General features: G+C 66.0%; 15 protein-coding genes and 1 pseudogene. 9 read left to right on the top strand and 7 right to left on the bottom strand.

Annotation, left to right across the window (positions count from 1 at the left end):
• The first annotated feature begins 10 nt into the window (after nucleotides 1-10).
• On the top strand, nucleotides 11-754 hold the full coding sequence (gene istB / locus Y590_RS21145; RefSeq protein WP_003601680.1) for an IS21-like element helper ATPase IstB: 744 nt from the start codon (nucleotides 11-13) through the stop codon (nucleotides 752-754).
• A gap of 64 nt (nucleotides 755-818) precedes the next feature.
• On the opposite strand, the gene Y590_RS21140 is transcribed toward istB, so the two are convergent.
• Nucleotides 819-2,264, bottom strand: coding sequence for an ATP-binding cassette domain-containing protein (locus Y590_RS21140; protein WP_286161796.1), 1,446 nt, complete (start codon nucleotides 2,262-2,264; stop codon nucleotides 819-821).
• A 376-nt stretch (nucleotides 2,265-2,640) separates the two neighbouring features.
• On the opposite strand from Y590_RS21140, the gene Y590_RS21135 reads away from it, so the two are divergent.
• The 4 genes from Y590_RS21135 to Y590_RS21120 all read left to right on the top strand — a co-directional run bounded on the left by Y590_RS21135 (nucleotide 2,641) and on the right by Y590_RS21120 (nucleotide 6,127).
• Nucleotides 2,641-3,654, top strand: coding sequence for an alpha/beta fold hydrolase (locus Y590_RS21135; RefSeq protein WP_083530991.1), 1,014 nt, complete (start codon nucleotides 2,641-2,643; stop codon nucleotides 3,652-3,654).
• Nucleotides 3,638-4,159: a cytochrome P460 family protein gene (locus Y590_RS21130; RefSeq protein ID WP_060771575.1), complete on the top strand. Its 522-nt coding sequence runs from the start codon at nucleotides 3,638-3,640 to the stop codon at nucleotides 4,157-4,159. Before Y590_RS21135 ends, Y590_RS21130 begins: the two co-directional genes overlap by 17 nt.
• 52 nt (nucleotides 4,160-4,211) lie before the next feature.
• Entirely contained in the window at nucleotides 4,212-5,243 is a 1,032-nt protein-coding gene (locus Y590_RS21125) for an adenylate/guanylate cyclase domain-containing protein (RefSeq protein ID WP_060771574.1), read from the top strand.
• A gap of 263 nt (nucleotides 5,244-5,506) precedes the next feature.
• Nucleotides 5,507-6,127 (top strand): tyrosine-type recombinase/integrase, encoded by a 621-nt coding sequence (locus tag Y590_RS21120; RefSeq protein ID WP_060771573.1) that lies wholly within the window; start codon nucleotides 5,507-5,509, stop codon nucleotides 6,125-6,127.
• Between the two features lie 149 nt (nucleotides 6,128-6,276).
• On the opposite strand, the gene Y590_RS21115 is transcribed toward Y590_RS21120, so the two are convergent.
• The gene (locus tag Y590_RS21115; RefSeq protein ID WP_060771572.1) at nucleotides 6,277-6,963 is read right to left on the bottom strand and encodes a zinc metallopeptidase; all 687 of its coding nucleotides are present in this window, start codon (nucleotides 6,961-6,963) and stop codon (nucleotides 6,277-6,279) included.
• A 358-nt stretch (nucleotides 6,964-7,321) separates the two neighbouring features.
• Here Y590_RS21115 and Y590_RS21110 point away from each other — a divergent pair, with 358 nt between their 5' ends.
• Together Y590_RS21110 and Y590_RS21105 are read left to right on the top strand one after the other, a co-directional pair.
• Nucleotides 7,322-8,134 (top strand): IS5 family transposase, encoded by an 813-nt coding sequence (locus tag Y590_RS21110; protein WP_060768287.1) that lies wholly within the window; start codon nucleotides 7,322-7,324, stop codon nucleotides 8,132-8,134.
• A gap of 726 nt (nucleotides 8,135-8,860) precedes the next feature.
• Nucleotides 8,861-9,877: a sensor histidine kinase gene (locus Y590_RS21105; protein ID WP_060771571.1), complete on the top strand. Its 1,017-nt coding sequence runs from the start codon at nucleotides 8,861-8,863 to the stop codon at nucleotides 9,875-9,877.
• Nucleotides 9,878-10,489: 612 nt separating this feature from the next.
• On the opposite strand, the gene Y590_RS21100 is transcribed toward Y590_RS21105, so the two are convergent.
• Complete coding sequence (locus Y590_RS21100; RefSeq protein ID WP_286161795.1) at nucleotides 10,490-11,497, bottom strand: sensor histidine kinase; 1,008 nt, start codon at nucleotides 11,495-11,497, stop codon at nucleotides 10,490-10,492.
• A gap of 218 nt (nucleotides 11,498-11,715) precedes the next feature.
• Nucleotides 11,716-12,048 (bottom strand): hypothetical protein, encoded by a 333-nt coding sequence (locus tag Y590_RS26620; RefSeq protein WP_144440022.1) that lies wholly within the window; start codon nucleotides 12,046-12,048, stop codon nucleotides 11,716-11,718.
• Nucleotides 12,049-12,601: 553 nt separating this feature from the next.
• On the opposite strand from Y590_RS26620, the gene Y590_RS21090 reads away from it, so the two are divergent.
• Nucleotides 12,602-13,333 (top strand): PRC-barrel domain-containing protein, encoded by a 732-nt coding sequence (locus Y590_RS21090; RefSeq protein WP_060771568.1) that lies wholly within the window; start codon nucleotides 12,602-12,604, stop codon nucleotides 13,331-13,333.
• 188 nt (nucleotides 13,334-13,521) lie between these two features.
• Nucleotides 13,522-16,158 (top strand): sensor domain-containing phosphodiesterase, encoded by a 2,637-nt coding sequence (locus Y590_RS27445; protein ID WP_060771567.1) that lies wholly within the window; start codon nucleotides 13,522-13,524, stop codon nucleotides 16,156-16,158.
• Between the two features lie 276 nt (nucleotides 16,159-16,434).
• Here the strand turns inward: Y590_RS27445 and Y590_RS21080 are convergent.
• The 3 genes and pseudogenes from Y590_RS21080 to Y590_RS21070 all read right to left on the bottom strand — a co-directional run.
• Nucleotides 16,435-16,662: pseudogene (locus tag Y590_RS21080) on the bottom strand (transposase); the annotation flags it as partial.
• Nucleotides 16,663-16,803: 141 nt separating this feature from the next.
• Nucleotides 16,804-17,256: a hypothetical protein gene (locus tag Y590_RS21075; RefSeq protein ID WP_060771566.1), complete on the bottom strand. Its 453-nt coding sequence runs from the start codon at nucleotides 17,254-17,256 to the stop codon at nucleotides 16,804-16,806.
• Between the two features lie 14 nt (nucleotides 17,257-17,270).
• Entirely contained in the window at nucleotides 17,271-17,753 is a 483-nt protein-coding gene (locus Y590_RS21070; protein ID WP_060771565.1) for a hypothetical protein, read from the bottom strand.
• Nucleotides 17,754-17,821: the final 68 nt, after the last annotated feature.

Raw genomic sequence — 17,821 nt, 5'->3', positions numbered from 1 at the left:
GGAGACGACGATGCTCACCCACCCCACGCTCGATCTCCTGCACGAACTCGGCCTGAGCGGCATGGCCTCGGGCTTCAAGGCGCTCGACGCCAACCCGGAGGCCCGCGCCCTGGACCACGCCGAGTGGCTCGGCCTTCTCCTCGACCACGAGGCCACGGCCCGACGGCAGAAGCGCTTCGAGGCCCGCGCCCGCGCCGCGCGGCTGCGCCATCCCGCCAGCGTCGAGGACGTCGATTACCGCAGCCATCGCGGCCTGGACCGGGCGCTGTTCCTCAAGCTCGCCACCGGCGACTGGATCCGGACCCGGCGCAACCTCGTGATCACCGGCCCCTGCGGCGTGGGCAAGAGCTGGCTGGCCTGCGCGCTCGGGCACAAGGCCTGCCGAGACGACCTCTCTGTGCTGTACTACCGGGTCCCGCGCCTGTTTGCGGCCTTGAGCCTCGCCCGCGGCGATGGCCGCTACGGCCGGCTGCTGCGCCAGATCGCCAAGGTGAACCTGCTGATCCTCGACGATTGGGGCCCCGAGCCGCTCCTGCCCGAGCAGGCGCGCGATCTCCTGGAGATCGTCGAGGACCGCTACGACGCCGGCTCGACCCTGATCACCAGCCAAGTGCCGGTGGATCGCTGGTACGAGATCATCGGCATCCCCACGCTCGCCGACGCCGTCCTCGACCGGCTGCTGCACAACGCGCACCGCATCGAACTCGCCGGTGAGAGCCTGCGCAAACGCAAGGCGGTCGAGCCCGCTGCTTGACCTGTCGGACCGACCTCGTGATCTTCACCCCAGACCCGCGGGAGCGCCCCGTCACTGGCCGGCTTCAGATCGGACCGGTGGCCGGCTTCGCCTCGGAATGACGGCCGGCTTCAGATCGGAATCCCCGGCCGGCTTCGTCGGAATACGCACTCAGCGCCGAGACAGGCCGATCCGCGGCGACAGACCTGAACTGGAAGCGCGCCAGGGCCGCCCGGCATCCGTTCGCATCTTCCTCCGGATTGAGGCGGGCGAAGTTCTCCACCACGGTCTGGTTGTGGTCGAGGGCGGTGAGCCCCTGGTCGAGGCGTGCCGTGCGCACGCCGACCGACACCTGCCCCGACCAGGGGCTGAGGCGGCCCTCGATGAGGTCAAGGAGCGTCGACTTCCCCGCCCCGTTGCGCCCGGAGATCGCGATGCGCTCCGGTCCGGTCACGGAAAGCGATACATCCTCCAGAATGGGCTGACCCGGCCGATGGCCGACGGTCGCCCGCTCGATCGACACGACGGACTTCGCAGCATGGAGGCCGCAGGACGGGACCGTGACTGAGACCGCCTTCACGGCCTCGATCCGGCTGCGGGCGTCCTCAAGCTTCTGGTGAGCCTCGGAACGCAGTCGCTCCGCCGCGCGTGCACTGCCGCCGGCCGTCTTCTCCGCATTGTCTCGGCGGGCGCCGACGAGGATCCGGGGAAGGTCGCCGCGTGCACCCCGGCGATGTCCGGCCGCATCGCGGTGCTGCTGACGCTCAACGGTCTCCTGTGCCCTTCGTGCAAGGTCCGCCGTTCGCTTCTCGGCCACAGCGAGGTCATGCTCGGCCGCAGCGATCCGAACCGCCTTGGCTTCCAGATACGCGTCGAAGTTCCCCGGATAGCGGCTCACCCCAGAGGGACCGAGCTCCACGATGGCGTCCATAGCGTCGAGCAAGGATCGGTCGTGGCTGACCACGATTGCCCCCCCGCGCCAGTTCCGCAGAGCTGCGCACACGGCGGACCGCCCTTCGCGATCGAGGTCGTTGGTCGGTTCGTCGAGCAGCAGGAAATCCGGTCCTGCAAACATCGCCGCCGCGAGTGCTGCGCGAGCGCGCTGCCCGCCGGAGAGGCAACACAGACGTGTGGTGGGGCTCACCGGTACACCCATCCGGTCCAGGGCCTCCGTGAGGCGCTCCTCCAGAGTCCAGTCGGCCTCGGCGAGCTCGTCGGCCGTGGCAGCACCGATCTCGGCGCGACGCAGCAATGCCAGCTTGGCGGTCGCACCGAAGAGATCGGCAACCGTCTCGTCAGGCGGGATGCTCGCGAACTGGCGCAACAACGCCACCGTACCCTCGACGATGATGCTGCCGCTTGTCGGCCTCATGCGACCGGCCACGAGGTTCAGGAATGTGCTCTTCCCGGCGCCGTTCCGGCCGACGATGCCGGTTCGCTCCTGCGCGAAGCTGGCGCTGATGTCGGAGAGGACGGTGCGCCCGTCAGGCGCGGTCCACGTGATGTTCAGAAGGGAGAGATGCGCTGGCATGCGTTGAGAGATCCCTGGCGGCAAGGCGGTTCGGCATTGCGGTCAGGGACAGTCTCATCGGCGTCGCGGCTCCATCCGGCGTCCCTTCAATAACCTCGACCGGGGCCGGGCGTCCATCATTTCGCGCGGGCGCCAAGCCGGCCGGGGACGACAGGGCGGGATCCGCCACAGTCCGGGACGAGGCCCGCGGAACATCGCATGAGCATACGCTCATCTCGCGACCCAGCACTTTGTAAGCCTCTGTATCGAGCCTCGGCCCGGCATACAGATCCTCACATTGGGCCGCCCCGAGGCACACAGAGGAGACACGCCGCGTCCTCATCCATCGCGACATCCGCACCATCACAGCGTGAACGTCATCAAGGAGAATCATGACATGCCCGAGCAGAGTCACTTGACGCGTCGGCACTGGATGAAGACCGCTGGCGCTCTCCTGGTGACGGGACCGGCCATGGCGGCGGAAGCGGTGGCCGCGCAGCCGGCCTCGCCGGCGTCCTTCGGGCCTTTGAAGCAGATCGTCACCAGCGACCTGAACGTCGCCTACGTCGAGGCCGGGCCCCCGACCGGGCAACCGGTCCTGCTTCTCCACGGCTGGCCCTACGACATCCATAGCTACGTCGACGTCGCTCCGGTCCTCGCCGCCGCGGGCTATCGCGTCCTGATCCCGTACCTGCGCGGCTACGGCGCGACGCGCTTCCTGTCGGACGCGACGCCACGCAACGGCCAGCAGGCGGCTCTCGCCAACGACGCGCTGGAGTTCTTGAACGCGCTCAAAATCGAAAAGGCGCTCGTCGCGGGCTACGACTGGGGCGCGCGCACCGCCTGCATCTTGGCTGCGCTCTGGCCCGAGCGCTGCAGGGGCTTGGTCTCTGTCAGCGGCTACCTGATCGGCAGCCAAGCCGCGAACGCGATGCCGTTGCCGCCCAGAGCCGAGCTGCAATGGTGGTACCAGTTCTACTTTGCAACCGAGCGGGGCCGCGAGGGTTACGCGCGCTACACGAAGGACTTCGCCCGGCTGATCTGGCAGCTTGCCTCACCCAAATGGCAGTTCAGCGAGGAAACCTTCGCCCGTTCCGCGCAGGCTTTCGAGAACCCCGACCACGTCGCGGTCTCGATCCACAACTATCGCTGGCGTCTGAAGCTTGCGGAGGGTGAGGCCCGCTTCGACGAGACCGAGCGCAAACTGGCGGCCTTCCCGACCATTGCCGTCCCGACGATCACCATGGAGGGCGACGCGAACGGGGCGCCGCACCCCGAGCCCGCGACCTATGCCAAGAAGTTCACGGGCCGCTACGAGCACCGCCTGATCAGCGGTGGCATCGGGCACAATCTCCCGCAAGAGGCACCGCAGGCCTTCGCTCAGGCGGTGATTGATGTCGATGGTTTCTGATCTCCGCCCGCGCCGGCGTCTGTTGATCCCAGCCGCCGCCCTCGCCCTGGGACTCGCGCTCACGGCGACCGCTCAGGAAGCCGGCAAGCCGGCCTCGCCGATCTTCGGAGTCACCGTCCCGGACGGTTACCGGGCCTGGCAGCTCATCGCCCCTGCTCTGGAGGGGGAGCCGCTCAACGAGTTGCGCGCTGTCGTCGGCAACGACGTCGCGGTGAAGGCCTACACCAGCGGTACCCTGCCGTTTCCCGATGGGACGGTCCTGGTGAAGCTCGCTTGGCAACACGTGCCCTCGCCCGAGTTCGAGCCGGCCACCGTGCCGGGCCGGGCCACCACCGTGCAGGTGATGGTGAAGGACGCCAAACGTTATGCGGAGACGGGCGGGTGGGGATTCGGACGCTTCGTCGACGGCAAGCCGGTCGACGAGGCTCAGCACCAGACCTGCTTCGCCTGTCACGAGGCCCGCGTGAAGGACCGCGACTACGTCTTCACGCGCTATGCCCGCTGACGCCCCGACCGCCGGACGTGTCCAGTCCGGCGGCTTGGTATACCATGGCTCCATGCCTCCGTTCCGAGCCGGCTTCTGGATCGTGGCACCCGTCATAGGAATGCTGGCGGGCCTGCTCTACGGTCTCATCTTCGATGTCGAGCTGCTGGTCTCCGGCATTCGTGGCGCCTTTATCGGCGCGCCCGTCCTCCTGTACGAGCGTGGCCTGCTGTTCCAGGCTTGGCGCGACCTGATCCGACGAGCTGCGACTCCCATCTTCGTGGCGGCGACGCTCGCTACCTACATCGCGATGATCGCGGCCGGGAATGCCGGTGCCGGTACGGTTCTGCACCACGCGTTCGGCTACATGCCGAACCCGCGCGTCGCGATGCTGATGTCCGATGCTGGGCTCGCTTACGCCCTCGGAATCTCCGCTTTGTCGGCCTTCGTCTTCCGCGTCCGGGATCTGATCGGGCCCCGCGTCTTCGCGAACCTGCTGATCGGGCGCTACCATCGACCGATCAGCGAGGAGCGCATCTTTCTCTTCCTCGACGTTGCAGGCTCGACTCGCTTCGCTGAGCAGCACGGCGACTTGGCGGCTCAGCGCTATCTTGGCGCGATCTTCAGCGCGCTCGCCTTGCCGGTGCACCGCGCGCGCGGCTCCATCGACGATTATGTCGGTGACATGGCCCTCGTGAGCTGGACGATGAAGCGAGGAACGCGAGCTGCAGCGTGTCTGCGGTGCGTTTTCGATTTCGCACAGGTGATCGCCGACGACGCCGAGCGCTGGGTGGCAGAGTTCGGCCAAGTTCCGGGCTTCCGCGCCGTACTTCACTGCGGCTCGGTCGTGACCGCTGAAATCGGACTTGAACGACACAAGATCGCATATTTCGGTGACACGCTGAACACCACGGGCCGTCTTGAATCTGTCGCGAAGGAACTCGGCGTCTCGATCCTCATCTCGGGCGACCTGCTTGATCGGCTCGGCACGCTGCCAAGCGGCATCATCGTCGAGGATCTGGGCTTGCGTACTGTCCGTGGACGCCATGAGCCACTTCGCATCGCAGCCGTTCACAATGGCTTCGGGCTGAGTTCCACGTCGTAGGCCTCCGCGCGGCACGGTGCCGAAACGGGCTGACCCAAGCCCCTCATTTCGCAACGGTCGACCGGAAAAATTCCTATGATAACTCCTCCAGTCGGTGGGCGCGGTCTTTGACTATGGCGCCATCATGATGGTCCGACCGTTCGCACAGCCTATGCGCAGAGTCCGCTTCCTGGCTTGGGGCGAAGGTCTGGAAGTGGCGCGCAGCTGCAGTGTGGGCGGATCGCAGTGAGATGCTGATGGCTCCTGGAAAACGGAGTCCCATCATGCCTTCAACCACCGACACAACCCGCCGACCGTGGAACCTTGGCCGCCTCATCGGTCCCAAACCGCCGTTCAAGCCAAAGCACATCTGGGCGATCCGCACCCGGCTGCAGCACGAGGGCCGCATTCGCGACCTCGCCCTGTTCAACACTGCCATCGACAGCAAGCTGCGCGGCTGCGATCTAGTCCGCTTGCGCGTGACAGACGTCCACCTCGGCGACGGCGTCCGCCTGCGCACCACCATCGTCCAGCAGAAGACGGGCCGACCCGTCCCGTTCGAGCTGACCGAGACCACCCGTGATACGCTGACTGCCTGGCTCAAGCTGCGGGGGCTTCGTGCGAGTGATTGGCTGTTCCCGAGTCGCAGCCGCCCGGGCGAGCACCTGACGACGCGCCAGTATGGTCGGCTCGTCGACGAATGGGTAGCGCTGATAGGCCTCGACCCGGCGGGGTACGGCACGCACAGCCTGCGTCGGACGAAGGTCGCACTCATCTACCGACGGACAGGCAACCTACGTGCCTGTCAGCTGCTGCTCGGCCACACCAAGCTGGAGAGCACGGTGCGCTACCTCGGTATCGAGGCAGATGACGCGCTGGCCATGTCCGAGCAGACCGATATTTAACGGACGTCGCGGCTGCCTACCCCAGGCCGCCGCACCCAGTTCCCCGCCTTCCCCTAGGGGGGCCAAGCAGCGAATCAGGTCTGACCGGGAAGAGATGGTGCGCTGTTAAGTAAGCGCGGCTGGGAAATCTGGCGCTCGCCTCGGAGGTTTTAGAACGGTAGGAGCCGCCGATAGCGGGCAATATTCACGAGCGCAACGAGTGACGAGGCCACGTAAGTATGAGCGGCGGCGCGCAGAACGGTGCGGGCACCGGGCATGTCGCTGGCGTCGAGGTAGCGACCCGTCTCCAGGATGGGCAGGGCCCGGCGAAAGCTCGCATCAAGTTCAACGGGCAGCGTCAGAAAGTGAAACAGGACGCGAACGCCGAGGAGCGCGATGCCAATACCCACCTGCAGGGCCAGCAGGATGGGCGAATGTACGAAGGCGAGCACCACGGGCGCGGTCATCATCACCACGGCCGCGGCGAACTCGAAGCCCTGCACGACCGGAGCGAACCTCACCCGCGCCGCGAGGAGTCGGACTCCCGCCGCGTGCTGGAGCGCGTGGGCGACTTCGTGCGCCGCGACCGCGACCGCCGTGATCGAGCGGCCGTCATGATTCCCCGGCGACAGCCGCACGACGTTCGCGACCGGATCGTAGTGGTCGGCAGGCGCGATCTCGACGAGGACGTGCTCCAGCCGTGCTAGGTCGAGCAGATGGCGGGCGAGTTCGCCACCGGTCCCGGGCAAGTCCGGCCGCTCGGGGACGTGTTGCTGCATCGCCCGGCGCACCCACCACTGGGGGCCGAACACCAGACCGAACAGGATGGCGGCGCCAAGCGCTAGGAGTACGGGCACGAGGAATATGTAGGCACGCGGCCGTAGCCGTGGAAGCGCGGCGTCTTACCCGAGATGTTCACCGTCCGACAATCATGCCACAAGCGTCAAAGGCCGGACTGGGTGGCAACCGGACCCTAACCTTGCGCCCCGAAGCGGACGTTCCACATCCGACCCAACATGGTCATCCCGTTTGTTCCATCGAGTGCTCGAAAGCGGACGTGAGACTCTATTTCTGCGAACGGCAAAGCAAGGTGCAGCACCGACGGTCATTAATGGGTCGGGGGCCTAAGAGCCCGTCCGATAACGTCCGGCAGGGGTTGAGTGGCCGGAATGGCGGTGATTCCAGAAGGGTGCTGAAGCCTCATCTGGACGTGCCATGTGGACCCCGACCACTCGCCGGCAGCATAACCGTGCGCGCCTTCGATACGAAACCGACCTGACGGATACGGAATGGGCGGTGATCGCGCCCATGATGCCAGAGCCCGCCTCGCGTGGTCGTCCGCCTGTCTGGACGATGCGGGAGGTCCTGAACGCGATCTTCTACGTGCTGCGCGGCGGCATCGCATGGCGGTTGATCCCAAAGGATCTCCCTCCGCGCAGCACGACGTTCGGCTACTTCAGCCGCTGGCGGGACGAGGGATTGTTCGGGCGGATCAACCACGCCCTGGTCATGGCCGACCGGGAGCGGGCCGGTCGCGAGGCCTCGCCGACGGCGGCCGTGCTCGACAGCCAGAGCGTGAAGACCACCGAGAGCGGCGGCCCGCGCGGCTACGACGCTGGAAAGAAGGTCAAGGGCCGCAAGCGTCAGGCCCTGGTCGACACGGACGGGCGCGCCCTCGTGCTCGATCCGCAGACCGCCGACATTCAGGATCGCGATGGGGCTGGACCGGTGCTGCGCCTGTCGCGGCGGACCTTCCCGTTCATCGTCAGAGCTTTCGCCGATGCAGGCTATGCCGGCGACAGACCCGCGACCGCCACCGTCATCACCATCGACATCGTGCGCAAACCGAAGGATCAGGTCGGCTTCGCCGTGCATCCACGCCGATGGGTGGTGGAACGCTTCTTCGGATGGATCAGCCGCAACCGACGCCTCTGGAAGGACCCGGAAGCGACCCTCGCCTCGGCCCAGGCCTTCCTCTACGCCGCCGCCGTCATGATCCTCGTCCGAAGGCTCGGGCGAGCATCATGACTTATCGGACGGACTCTAAGGCGCACGCAGCCGTTGGCGATGCGGTCCGAGAGGGTTGGTGGCGACTCTCCGTAGGCGTCTGCGCAAGGACGGGCGCCTTGGAGATCGCTGAACAGCCATAGGCGTTGACGGTCAGCAGAGGCGGTCACAAGCCGGCCCTCGCGGCGTTCTCGGCCAGACGCTCATGGATCCTGTCCAGGGTGACCGGCATCCAATCCCAGCAGTCGACACCGACATCAGGCCCGCCGCCGTCCCCGGCAGGCTGCCATGCGAATGCCCGTAAAGGTGGATGGCACTACGGAAGCTGTTCGGCCAAACCACGTGCGCGCAATGCCTCAGCCATATGCGGACGGGCCCCGACGCCTCGTCCAGCACCTCGATGCGGGCGACGTCGCGTATGCGACCGCCCCGTCGACGGGAGGCCCATCGCCACCGACCGTCTTCGCATCGCCGCCGGAAAGTGCCGTGGCGGTCGGCAAGGGAGGCTCGGACATCAATGGCTTATCAGGCTGCGGATGTGGCGGGAAGCATCGCGGAAGATGCCCCCCAGGACCGGGCTCGGCATCCGGCCATGACGGCAGCGTAACAGCAAATGGCGTCGGCCAGCCGTTCATCCCTCCGAGGGAATGCGCGTGCGCGTCCTTGTACGTCCGCGCCGAAGCGATGTACGTCTTCGGACGAAGCGCTTCCGGCATGGCGGGGGTCCGAGGGGGTGCGGCGGGTTCGATGGGAAAGGTCGCGGCGACACCGGCACCCGACAGCGCTCCCTCCTGGACCGCCCGGCACCTGCGGCTGGCCATCGAGGCTGCCGAAGTCGCGCTGTGGTCCTGGAACGTCGACGACGACACCTTCGCCATGGACGCCCGTGGCTTCGGGCTCTGGGGACTTCCGCCCAAACCCCACGTGAGCTTCGAGGACCTGTCCTCGCGCATCCATCCGGCCGACCGCGACCGTGTCAGGGCGGCCTTCTCGGCGACGCGCGCCATCCTCGGACCCTACGAGACCGATTTTCGGATCATGGATGGCAACGAGGTCCGCTGGATCTCGGCGCGGGGGCAGGGCGACGACCAGGGGATCATCGGAGCGGTGATGTTCGGCGTCTTCCTCGATGCGACGGGACGCAAGCAGGCCGAGGAGGGCCACGAGCTTCTCGCGGGCGAGATGAGCCACCGGGTCAAGAACCTGCTGGCCATCGCCACGGCCCTGACCGCCATCACCTCCCGATCGACCACCACCACGGTCGACATGGCGCGCGAGCTGACCCAGCGGCTCACCGCCCTCGGGCGAGCCCACGACCTCGTCCGGCCACTCCCCGGTGGGGACGGGAAGGCCGCACTCCTCGGCGACCTTCTTGCCATCCTGCTCGCGCCCTATGACGACATGGGCGCCTTCAGCGGCCGCATCCGTGTCTCAGTCCCGAGGATGGGCGTCGGCGAGGCGGCCGCGACGACGTTGGCCCTCGTGGTGCACGAGCTCGCCACGAACTCCCTCAAGTACGGCGCCCTCTCGGTCCCGACCGGCACGCTCGACGTATCGTCTCCCGTTCACGAGGACGCGGTGGTGATCACCTGGACGGAACGCGGCGGTCCGCCCGTGACCGCGCCGACCGGCCCTGGGGGTTACGGGAGCAAATTGCTCAAGCGCGCGATGACCCAGCAGTTGGACGGGTCCATCGAGCGCGAGTGGGACGCGGCCGGCGTCGTCGTCATGCTTCGAATGAACAAGGCATACCTCGTGGCGTAATGGCTCGAGCCATCGGCCCGCCCGGGAACGCCGTCCCTTGCAAGGTCCGGCCCCGGTGCTTGGACGCGATTGATCCGGCCCTGCCTCCGCCGATGCCGTTTCCTCGCATCGTCCCGCGACCGGGCGTAGGGTCATCCCAACGGGAGAACCGGCAAGCCGGAGCAGCGAGCCCTGCTTCGCCTGATCGGGACGCTGGTCGACGTTCCTCCGTATGCCAGCCGGACCGACGGCCCGGAGCCGACGGCGATGGGACGATCTCCGGCCGGGTCGGGCAGGCGAGCCGCCGACCCCTCGTAGACCGAACGGATGGGCCGCGTGCGCCGTGACGTGCCAAGACCGCCTGGGGATCGTTGATCTTTCCGTTGGGTCTCTTCGACCCTCACAGGGAGAACGCCCAACCGGCGCCGCCGCCCCCTGTCTCGTCGCCGAGGGGCAAGTCCGGATGGGGTTCCGGCCCCCACGCCTGCCGCAAGGTCGCCTTGGCCCTCCGCGCCCACCCGTTCCAAGGACTTTGCCGCCCCATCATGGGACTCGTTGCGGCGAGGTGCCCGGCGGCGCACCCCGGGCCGCTCTCGCCAGGTTTGTGAGACGTCCTGCGCCCATGCATGGGCCTCAAGGGGGTTCGAGCGGAATGTCCAGGGTGCAAACGAGGCCGTCCGACTCGAACAAGATGCGCACCTCTCCCCCAAGCTCGTTCGCCACGCCCCTCTCGATCATCCGGCTGCCGAAGCCTCGCCGGGTCGGGGGTAGCACCGGTGGGCCACCCGCCTCCTGCCAGCGCAGCTTGAGGCGTTGCATAGCTTCGGGTGAAGCACCGACGTCATCGAACGCCGCCCAAGATATCGTCACGGTGCCCGTCTCGTTCGACAGGGCCCCGTACTTGGTCGCGTTCGTCGTGAGCTCATGCAGCATCATCGACAGCGCCAGCGCGCACCGCGGCACCACGCGTACAGGCTCGCCGTCCCAGCGGCAGCGTTGCGCAAGGGCATTGTGGAGGCTCAGCGCGTCCTGCACCAACCGGCCGAGGTCGGCGCTTTCCCACTTCTCGGCAGTGAGCACGTCGTGCGCCTTGGCCAGGGCGATGAGGCGCGCCGTGATGGTATCCCGTGCCTCCTGCAGGGAGACCGCCGACCGCAGCGTCTGCGTCGTGAAGGCCTGAACCGTGGCGAGCGTGTTCTTCACCCGATGGTTGAGCTTGTGGATGAGGATCTGCTGGTGCTCGCTGGCAAGCTGCGCTTCGGTAAGGTCCCGTAGGATCTTGAGGAAGCCCGTGAGGCCGCCTGCGTCGTCGCGCATCGGCATCATGAGGCCGTTGGCCCAGAACCGTCCGCCGTCCTTGCGCAGGTGCCAGCGGTCGTCGTCGGCCCGGCCCTCCGTGACGGCCAGCCTCATCTCCTCCTCGGCGATGGCGTCTTCATTGTCCTCGGGCGTGAAGATGACGTTCACCGGCTGGCCGATGGCCTCCCCCTCGTCCCACCCGAGCAGGTTCTCCGCTCCGCTGTTCCAGCCGGTGATGCGCCCGGAGAGATCCAAGGTGAAGATGGCGTAGTCCCTGGCGCTCTCGACGGCGAGGCGATAGCGGGCCTCGCTCAGCCCTAGCGATGCGAGGCGTGCCGTCATGTCGACGAGGGATCGCTCGCATTCGGCCAGGCGTGTCTCCGCAAGCGCCAGGGCAGCCCTACCCTCCGAAATCTCATGCTCCTGCTCCATGACGGACCCAGGCGACCCTGCGCCCCCGCGCCGGACAGATTCGTCGAGGGCACGCCTCAGGCGAGCGATCTCCGCTTCGAGCGCGGCGTTCCGGCCTTGGAGTGAAGGCTCCGAACCCTCGGCCCCCTTCAAGCCGGGGCTCCCGTCGATGCGAGAAGGAGGGATGGATCCTGCATCATGCATACCGGCGAAGCCGCATCGAAGTGCGACGATGGCACGGCGTCCACGTTCGTGGACTCGGGCCCCCCTCCCACGAAGGAAAGACCCCTCGTCGTCCTCATTGAGGCTTTGGAGTAATCCCGTACGACGATGGTCGGTTCGGTCGCGATGTCAACGAGAGCTAGCTCTACACAGGTCGGCAGGTGAGAGCGTCGGACATCCCCACGCTCGGCGGAGAGGCCGGTGCCCTCGACCGAACCCTGGACGATGGTAAGCCGCTCGTCGTGCGTATCGAAGGTCATGCGTGCCATGTCGCTCCCCGCGTGGATCAGGCGGGAGCACATCGAACTCTCAGGCGCCGACGCCCAAAAGTAGTGGCCAGCGATTGAGTCAATATAATCCCTAATCTGCGTAAAACAATGACTGAGATTGGATTTATGCCAGAAGGACATCCATTCCTAAAATAAATTTCGTATTTGCGAATTGGTATCGGAACTTCTCGGAGCTTGTGATCTTAACCTTGACCGTAGCAGAGCTCCGCTCGATTTACGGTAGCGAGGCAAATCGTGGCCATACTGGATCCCATCACCGGAAGACGAGTCTCAATCGAGAGCATGACGTCGGCGCATTCGCGCGACGGACGACAGGCGACGCCCAGGCATCGCGTCGAGGAACAGACGGCAATCAGGTCCAAGGGCGAGGCCAGGGACAATCGAACGCTCTGCTTAGGCAGCTATAATCCCGCCGTTGAAGCCGGACCTTCAGCGCCGAGCCTTTTCACATTCAATAACTTCCTCTAATAAAAAGGCTATGTAATATTGTTTTGCTTCGGCGATATTATAGACCAGGATCTCGATGACCCCCTTTCAATTCGTTATAGCCGCCTCATTCTTTTGCACGCTTGGGGGCGGTGCCGCCCTTGCCGAGTGTCAGATTGCGGATGCCAAGCTTGAGGAGGCCATCCTGCAACGGCCCGACCTTCACGGGCCCGCCAATCGGCAGACCGTAAAGGATCTTCGGAGCCTACGGGATGCGGCGTTCACGCTTTGGTCCTACGGTCGCCATGCGGATTGCGAGCGTCTGATGGCCAACATCCGAGAACTGATCGCGGGGCCTGCGATGACCAGCCTGGGCGACAACGACGAGGATGCGGCCGAGGAGCAGATGGCGGCGCGGGAGCCGAAGGTTCGTCGGGGGGCGACGGAAGGCCGGCGCAACCAAAAGGGCGCCTTGCCGCTCGTCGATGTCGACGGTCTCGTCCTCGGGTTGAGGGCGGACCAGATCATCGGTGCGGAGGTTCGCAGCTCCGACGACCGGATCGTCGGAGAGGTCAGGAACGTCATCTTCGGGAGCAAGGACGGCCGGGACTACGCCATCGTTGCATCGGGTGGCTTCTTCACCCCCGGCAAGGACAGCATCGTTGTGCCGATCCGTTCCCTCAAGGTGACGGAGGAGCGGGATAGCTTCTTCCTCCCCTTTCCGGATGCAGAACTCAAAAGCATTCCCCGCATGCCGGACCAGGATTACCAGTGGCTCTCCGACGAGGCATGGCGCAATCGAAACGACGCCCTGTTCGTAAGACGATGACACCGTGAACGGCCGGAAGCGGGAAGTCGTGCGCCGCCGCGGGATCGTCCGTTCGCGACGTCGGGTGCAAATCGGTCTGCCGCGCGTGGGGACGTCCGTTCCCGGCCTACGAACTTCGAGAACGAGCCCGGAGTTTCAAGGATCGGTTAACTCGCTATCGGCGAGACATCACGATTAGTTTTTCGAAGATGGTGGATCGCCCGATCCTGGAGTTCACGCCGAGGGACATCGCTTTGTTGCGCCCCGCCAACGAAACCGAGCGCCTTGCCGCCCTGCGCGACCTGAACATCCTTGATACCGCACCCGAGACACAGTTCGACGCGATCTGCCGAACGGCTCAGGTCCTGTTCGATACGCCAATCGCACTGGTCTCCCTCCTCGACGAGGACCGGCAGTGGTTCAAGGCGCGCTGCGGGCTGAACGACGACGGGACGTCCCGTGACGTCGCGTTCTGCAATCATACCATCCTCGCCGACGAGGTTCTCGTCGTCGAGGATGCGGGGGAGGATGCGCGGTTCGGGATGAACCCCCTGGTCACGGGGGAGCCGCGCATCCGGTTCTATGCCGGCGCACCGCTGATCCTGAGGTCCGGCATCCGGGTCGGATCGCTCTGCATCATCGATACCAAGCCAAGACGCTTCTCGACCGAGCAGGCCAACCAACTTCGCGACTTGGCCGAGGTCGTGACCGCGAACCTGCGCGTCTACCAGGATCGGAGCGAGCATCGTCGCGTGGCGGCGACGCTGGAGGATACCGATGATGCCCTGCGCGACGCAAATACCCGCTACGCCTCGCTTGCCGATGCCCTGCCGCAGATGGTGTGGACCGTCTCGCCCGAAAAACGCGTCACCGCCTACAGGAACGCAAGTTTCCGTACCTACTACGGCGAGACCGAAAGGTCGGGCGGGCGAACTCACAGCCGCAACCATCCGGGCGACGTCGAGCGCATGTCGAGCGCCTGGGAGGCCGCGGTTTCAAGCAAGCAGGCTTTCGAGCTCGAAGGTCGCCTCAGGCGCCATGACGGGGATTACCGCTGGCACCGCATCGTCATGATCCCCCTGCAGCGCAGCGGAGAGGTGATCGAGTGGCTCGGTACGGCGCTCGATATCGACCACATCATCGCGGCACAGAACGCGCTGAAGGCGACCGGAGACCTCCTGCGTCTCGCCCAGGAGGCGGCCGAGGCGGGCATCTGGGAGTGGGACATGCGCGACGACGTCGTCCGGCTCTCGCCGATGAGCGCCCGCATGCACAATCTTCCGCTTCCGGTCGGTCAGGACGCTATGGAGATCCCGCTGGCCGATTGGAAGGCGCAAGTCCATCCCGACGATCTTCCCGGGGTCTGGGACGAGGTCAAGCGAGCCATCGCGGACCGGTCGACGTACAGCTGCGAGTTCCGCATCGCCAACCCTGCCGTCCCGGCCGAGCCACGATGGATGCAGTCCTTCGGACGCATGCTCGACGACGAGACCGGTGAGCCCGCTCGCTGCGTCGGCCTCCAGATCGACATCACGGATCGAAAGGTCTCCGAGGCGCGCATCGCCCACGTCGCGAGCCATGACAACCTCACCGACCTGCCCAATCGTGCGATCTTCCATGCAACCCTTGAAAAGTGCCTCGCGGATATCGGAAACGCTCCAGCCGCGTTGCTTTGCCTGGATCTCGACCGCTTCAAGACGGTCAACGACACCCTCGGACACCATGCCGGGGATGGGCTTCTGCGGGTCGTCGCCGACCGGTTGAGGGAGTCCATCGGGAATGACGGCGTTATCGCCCGCCTCGGCGGGGACGAGTTCGCGATCATTCTGCCGGGGACCAGGCTTGAGGACGCCCAAGCTTTCGCGCGGACCGTCATCGACGCCATCGGCCAACCTATTCATCTCGGCAGCCAGGTCGTGACCATCGGCGCGAGCGTTGGGATCGCGCACGCACCGGAGCATGGACTGGAAGTGGACCTCCTGCATCGCCACGCCGACCTGGCCCTCTACCGGGCCAAGGCCGCTGGACGGAACAGCTTCCAGGTTTACACCAAGGGAATGGACGAAGCGCTGGAGGACCGGAACAAGCTTGAGTTCGATATGCACCTGGCCCATCGAAAGGGGGAGTTCCGGCTGAATTACCAGCCTATCGTCGGGCTGGCGGATGGGCAGATCCGTGGCTTCGAGGCCCTGATGCGCTGGCCGCATCCGACCCGCGGGATGGTCTCGCCGGCCGAGTTCATCCCAATCGCCGAGGAGACCGGCCTGGTGGTTCCCCTCGGAGCCTGGGCCCTGGAGGAGGCCTGCCGCTTCGCCGCGTCGTGGCCGATCCAGGCGCGCATCGCCGTCAACGTCTCGGCGGTCCAGTTCCAGCGGCCCGGCCTCGAAGCGGCTGTCGCGAACGCCCTTGCTGTCTCCGGTCTGGCGGCCGACAGGCTCGAACTGGAGATCACGGAAAGCCTGATGATCCAGGACGGCGACGCGGTCATCGCCTGCCTGCACAGGCTGAGATCCATCGGCGTGCGTATCGCGCTGGACGATTTCGGGACGGGGTACTCCAGCCTGAGTTACCTGCGGCGCTTCCCGTTCGACAAGATCAAGATCGACCGATCGTTCGTACGCGAGATCGACGACCTCGACGCGCAGGCCATCGTCCGCGCCGTGGTCAGCATCGGCGAGCGTCTGGGGACCGCGATCACCGCCGAGGGGGTCGAGACTGAGGATCAGCTCGCCCTCGTGACCCAAACGGGATGCACGGAGGTTCAGGGTTTCCTTTTCGGCAAGCCGATGACGCCGGAGCAGGCCCTGGCTTTTATGAGAGAGCAATCCCCTCGGAAGGCGGCGTGAAGCAGCCGTCAGGCTACAACCGCAAGATCAATGTCTGCTTGAGGACCGGACACGTCTGAAAGCAGCCAGACTGTTTCCCACCCAACCCGGTCGTTGCCCTCTACCTCAGCATCCTTGGAGCGGACATTCCGAGGGCCTGCAACGGGTCGACACCGGACGGTCGCTCATCTGAAACTGAATGTCTGCTGCCGGGTGGTGTGCTGGTGTCCGCTCATGGCGCATTTCAGACGCCACCGGCGCCTTCCCTTTGGTGCAGTAAGCTAGAGCGTTTTCGGTTTAATCTGGTTCGTATCCTGCTGCGGCGAAGAAGTTGGCGCACTCGTCTGGCGTGACGGTGTCGACGAGGCGTCCGATGGCCGACCACAATCCCTCGACGGTTCGCTCGGCCGCTTTGCGCAGGAGCGCCTTCAGCTTCGAGAACGCCATCTCGATGGGGTTGAAGTCGGGCGAGTAGGGCGGGAGGAACAAGAGCCGCGCGCCGGCTGCCGCGATCGCGGCACGCACGGCCGGCCGCGTCGAGCCGTCCGACGATGTCGCGAAAGATTGCCGGCAGCATCCCCGGCATTGGGTTGTCCGGGTTGGTGACATCGACCAGCAGCGCCTCGATGTCGGCTGAGCTGCCACCCATGCTGCGTGTCCTCCGGGTCAGGCGAGCGTGCGGTAGTGCGCGTCCGAGCACACCGTGTGTGTCTGCCCGGTCAGGCCGAACAGCCGGACGAGTTCGGCAACCGTCTCAGGCCGCTGCAAACGCCGGTCGGCGTAGAGGGTGAACAGCGCCGGCCGGCGCATATACACCACCCGCCCGCGCGGAAACGCCTCGTACTCGTAGCTCACGATGGCCGGTGGCAGACCACCGCGGCGCAGAGCCGTCGCCCCGAGCCGGCGCCAAGCTTCCCAGACCTCGTGGTGCCCGCGCGGGTGGGTGAGGCAATCGCCGTAAACTTCCGCCTGTGCCAGGGTCGTGCGATTCGTGACCAACACCGTGCGGCCTTCATCCGGTACGCCCCAGAAGATGCCGACGCTCGGTAGGGGCATTTCGCCGAGAGGGTTGCTGGACTCTGAAGGGGCGGTATCCTTGTCGTGAGTGCTCGTGCTCATCGCGCTCGCTCCCGTCAGAACACGAACTTCCAGTCGATCCGCTTCATGGGGGCACCTGCGTCGGCCAGAGCCGCCGAGCACATCACGACGATGTCCTGCTTGATCGGTGTGGCGCCGGCCCTTACTGGGTTCGGCTTGACGAGGAAGCACAGCCCCTTGGCCGGCCAATGCTGTTGCTGGTTGGGGGCGCCGACGGTCATCAGCGTCACGTGCGTTACGCGGAGCGCGTAGCCGTAAGCATTCTCCATGTCGGGCGTCTGGGCGGTCGCGAAGTTGACCACCATCCCCGGCTTGGCCTGGGCCGCACGATAGCCGATGACGAAGTCGATCTCACCCTTGCCGTCATCGACAAGGCGGAAGTCGTGGTTGCAGGAGGCTGGCTTTCCGTCGACCTTGAGTTCGAGGCAGCCGCCGGACTTGATCTCGTCGACCGACGGGTTGGCCCGGGCCGGGTGGGCGGCCAGCAGCAGGCCGAGCGGCAGGATTGCGCGCAACATGGAGGTGGTCCCTTGAGGGGAGAGAGGAGAGGCACGCGCCGTCCAAGCGCGCGGAGGCGGCGGACCGC

The organism is Methylobacterium sp. AMS5, from assembly GCF_001542815.1.
Classification (GTDB): Bacteria; Pseudomonadota; Alphaproteobacteria; order Rhizobiales; family Beijerinckiaceae; genus Methylobacterium.
The sequence above is the reverse complement of the archived record's forward strand: the minus strand, read 5'-3'. Positions and strand labels throughout refer to the sequence as shown.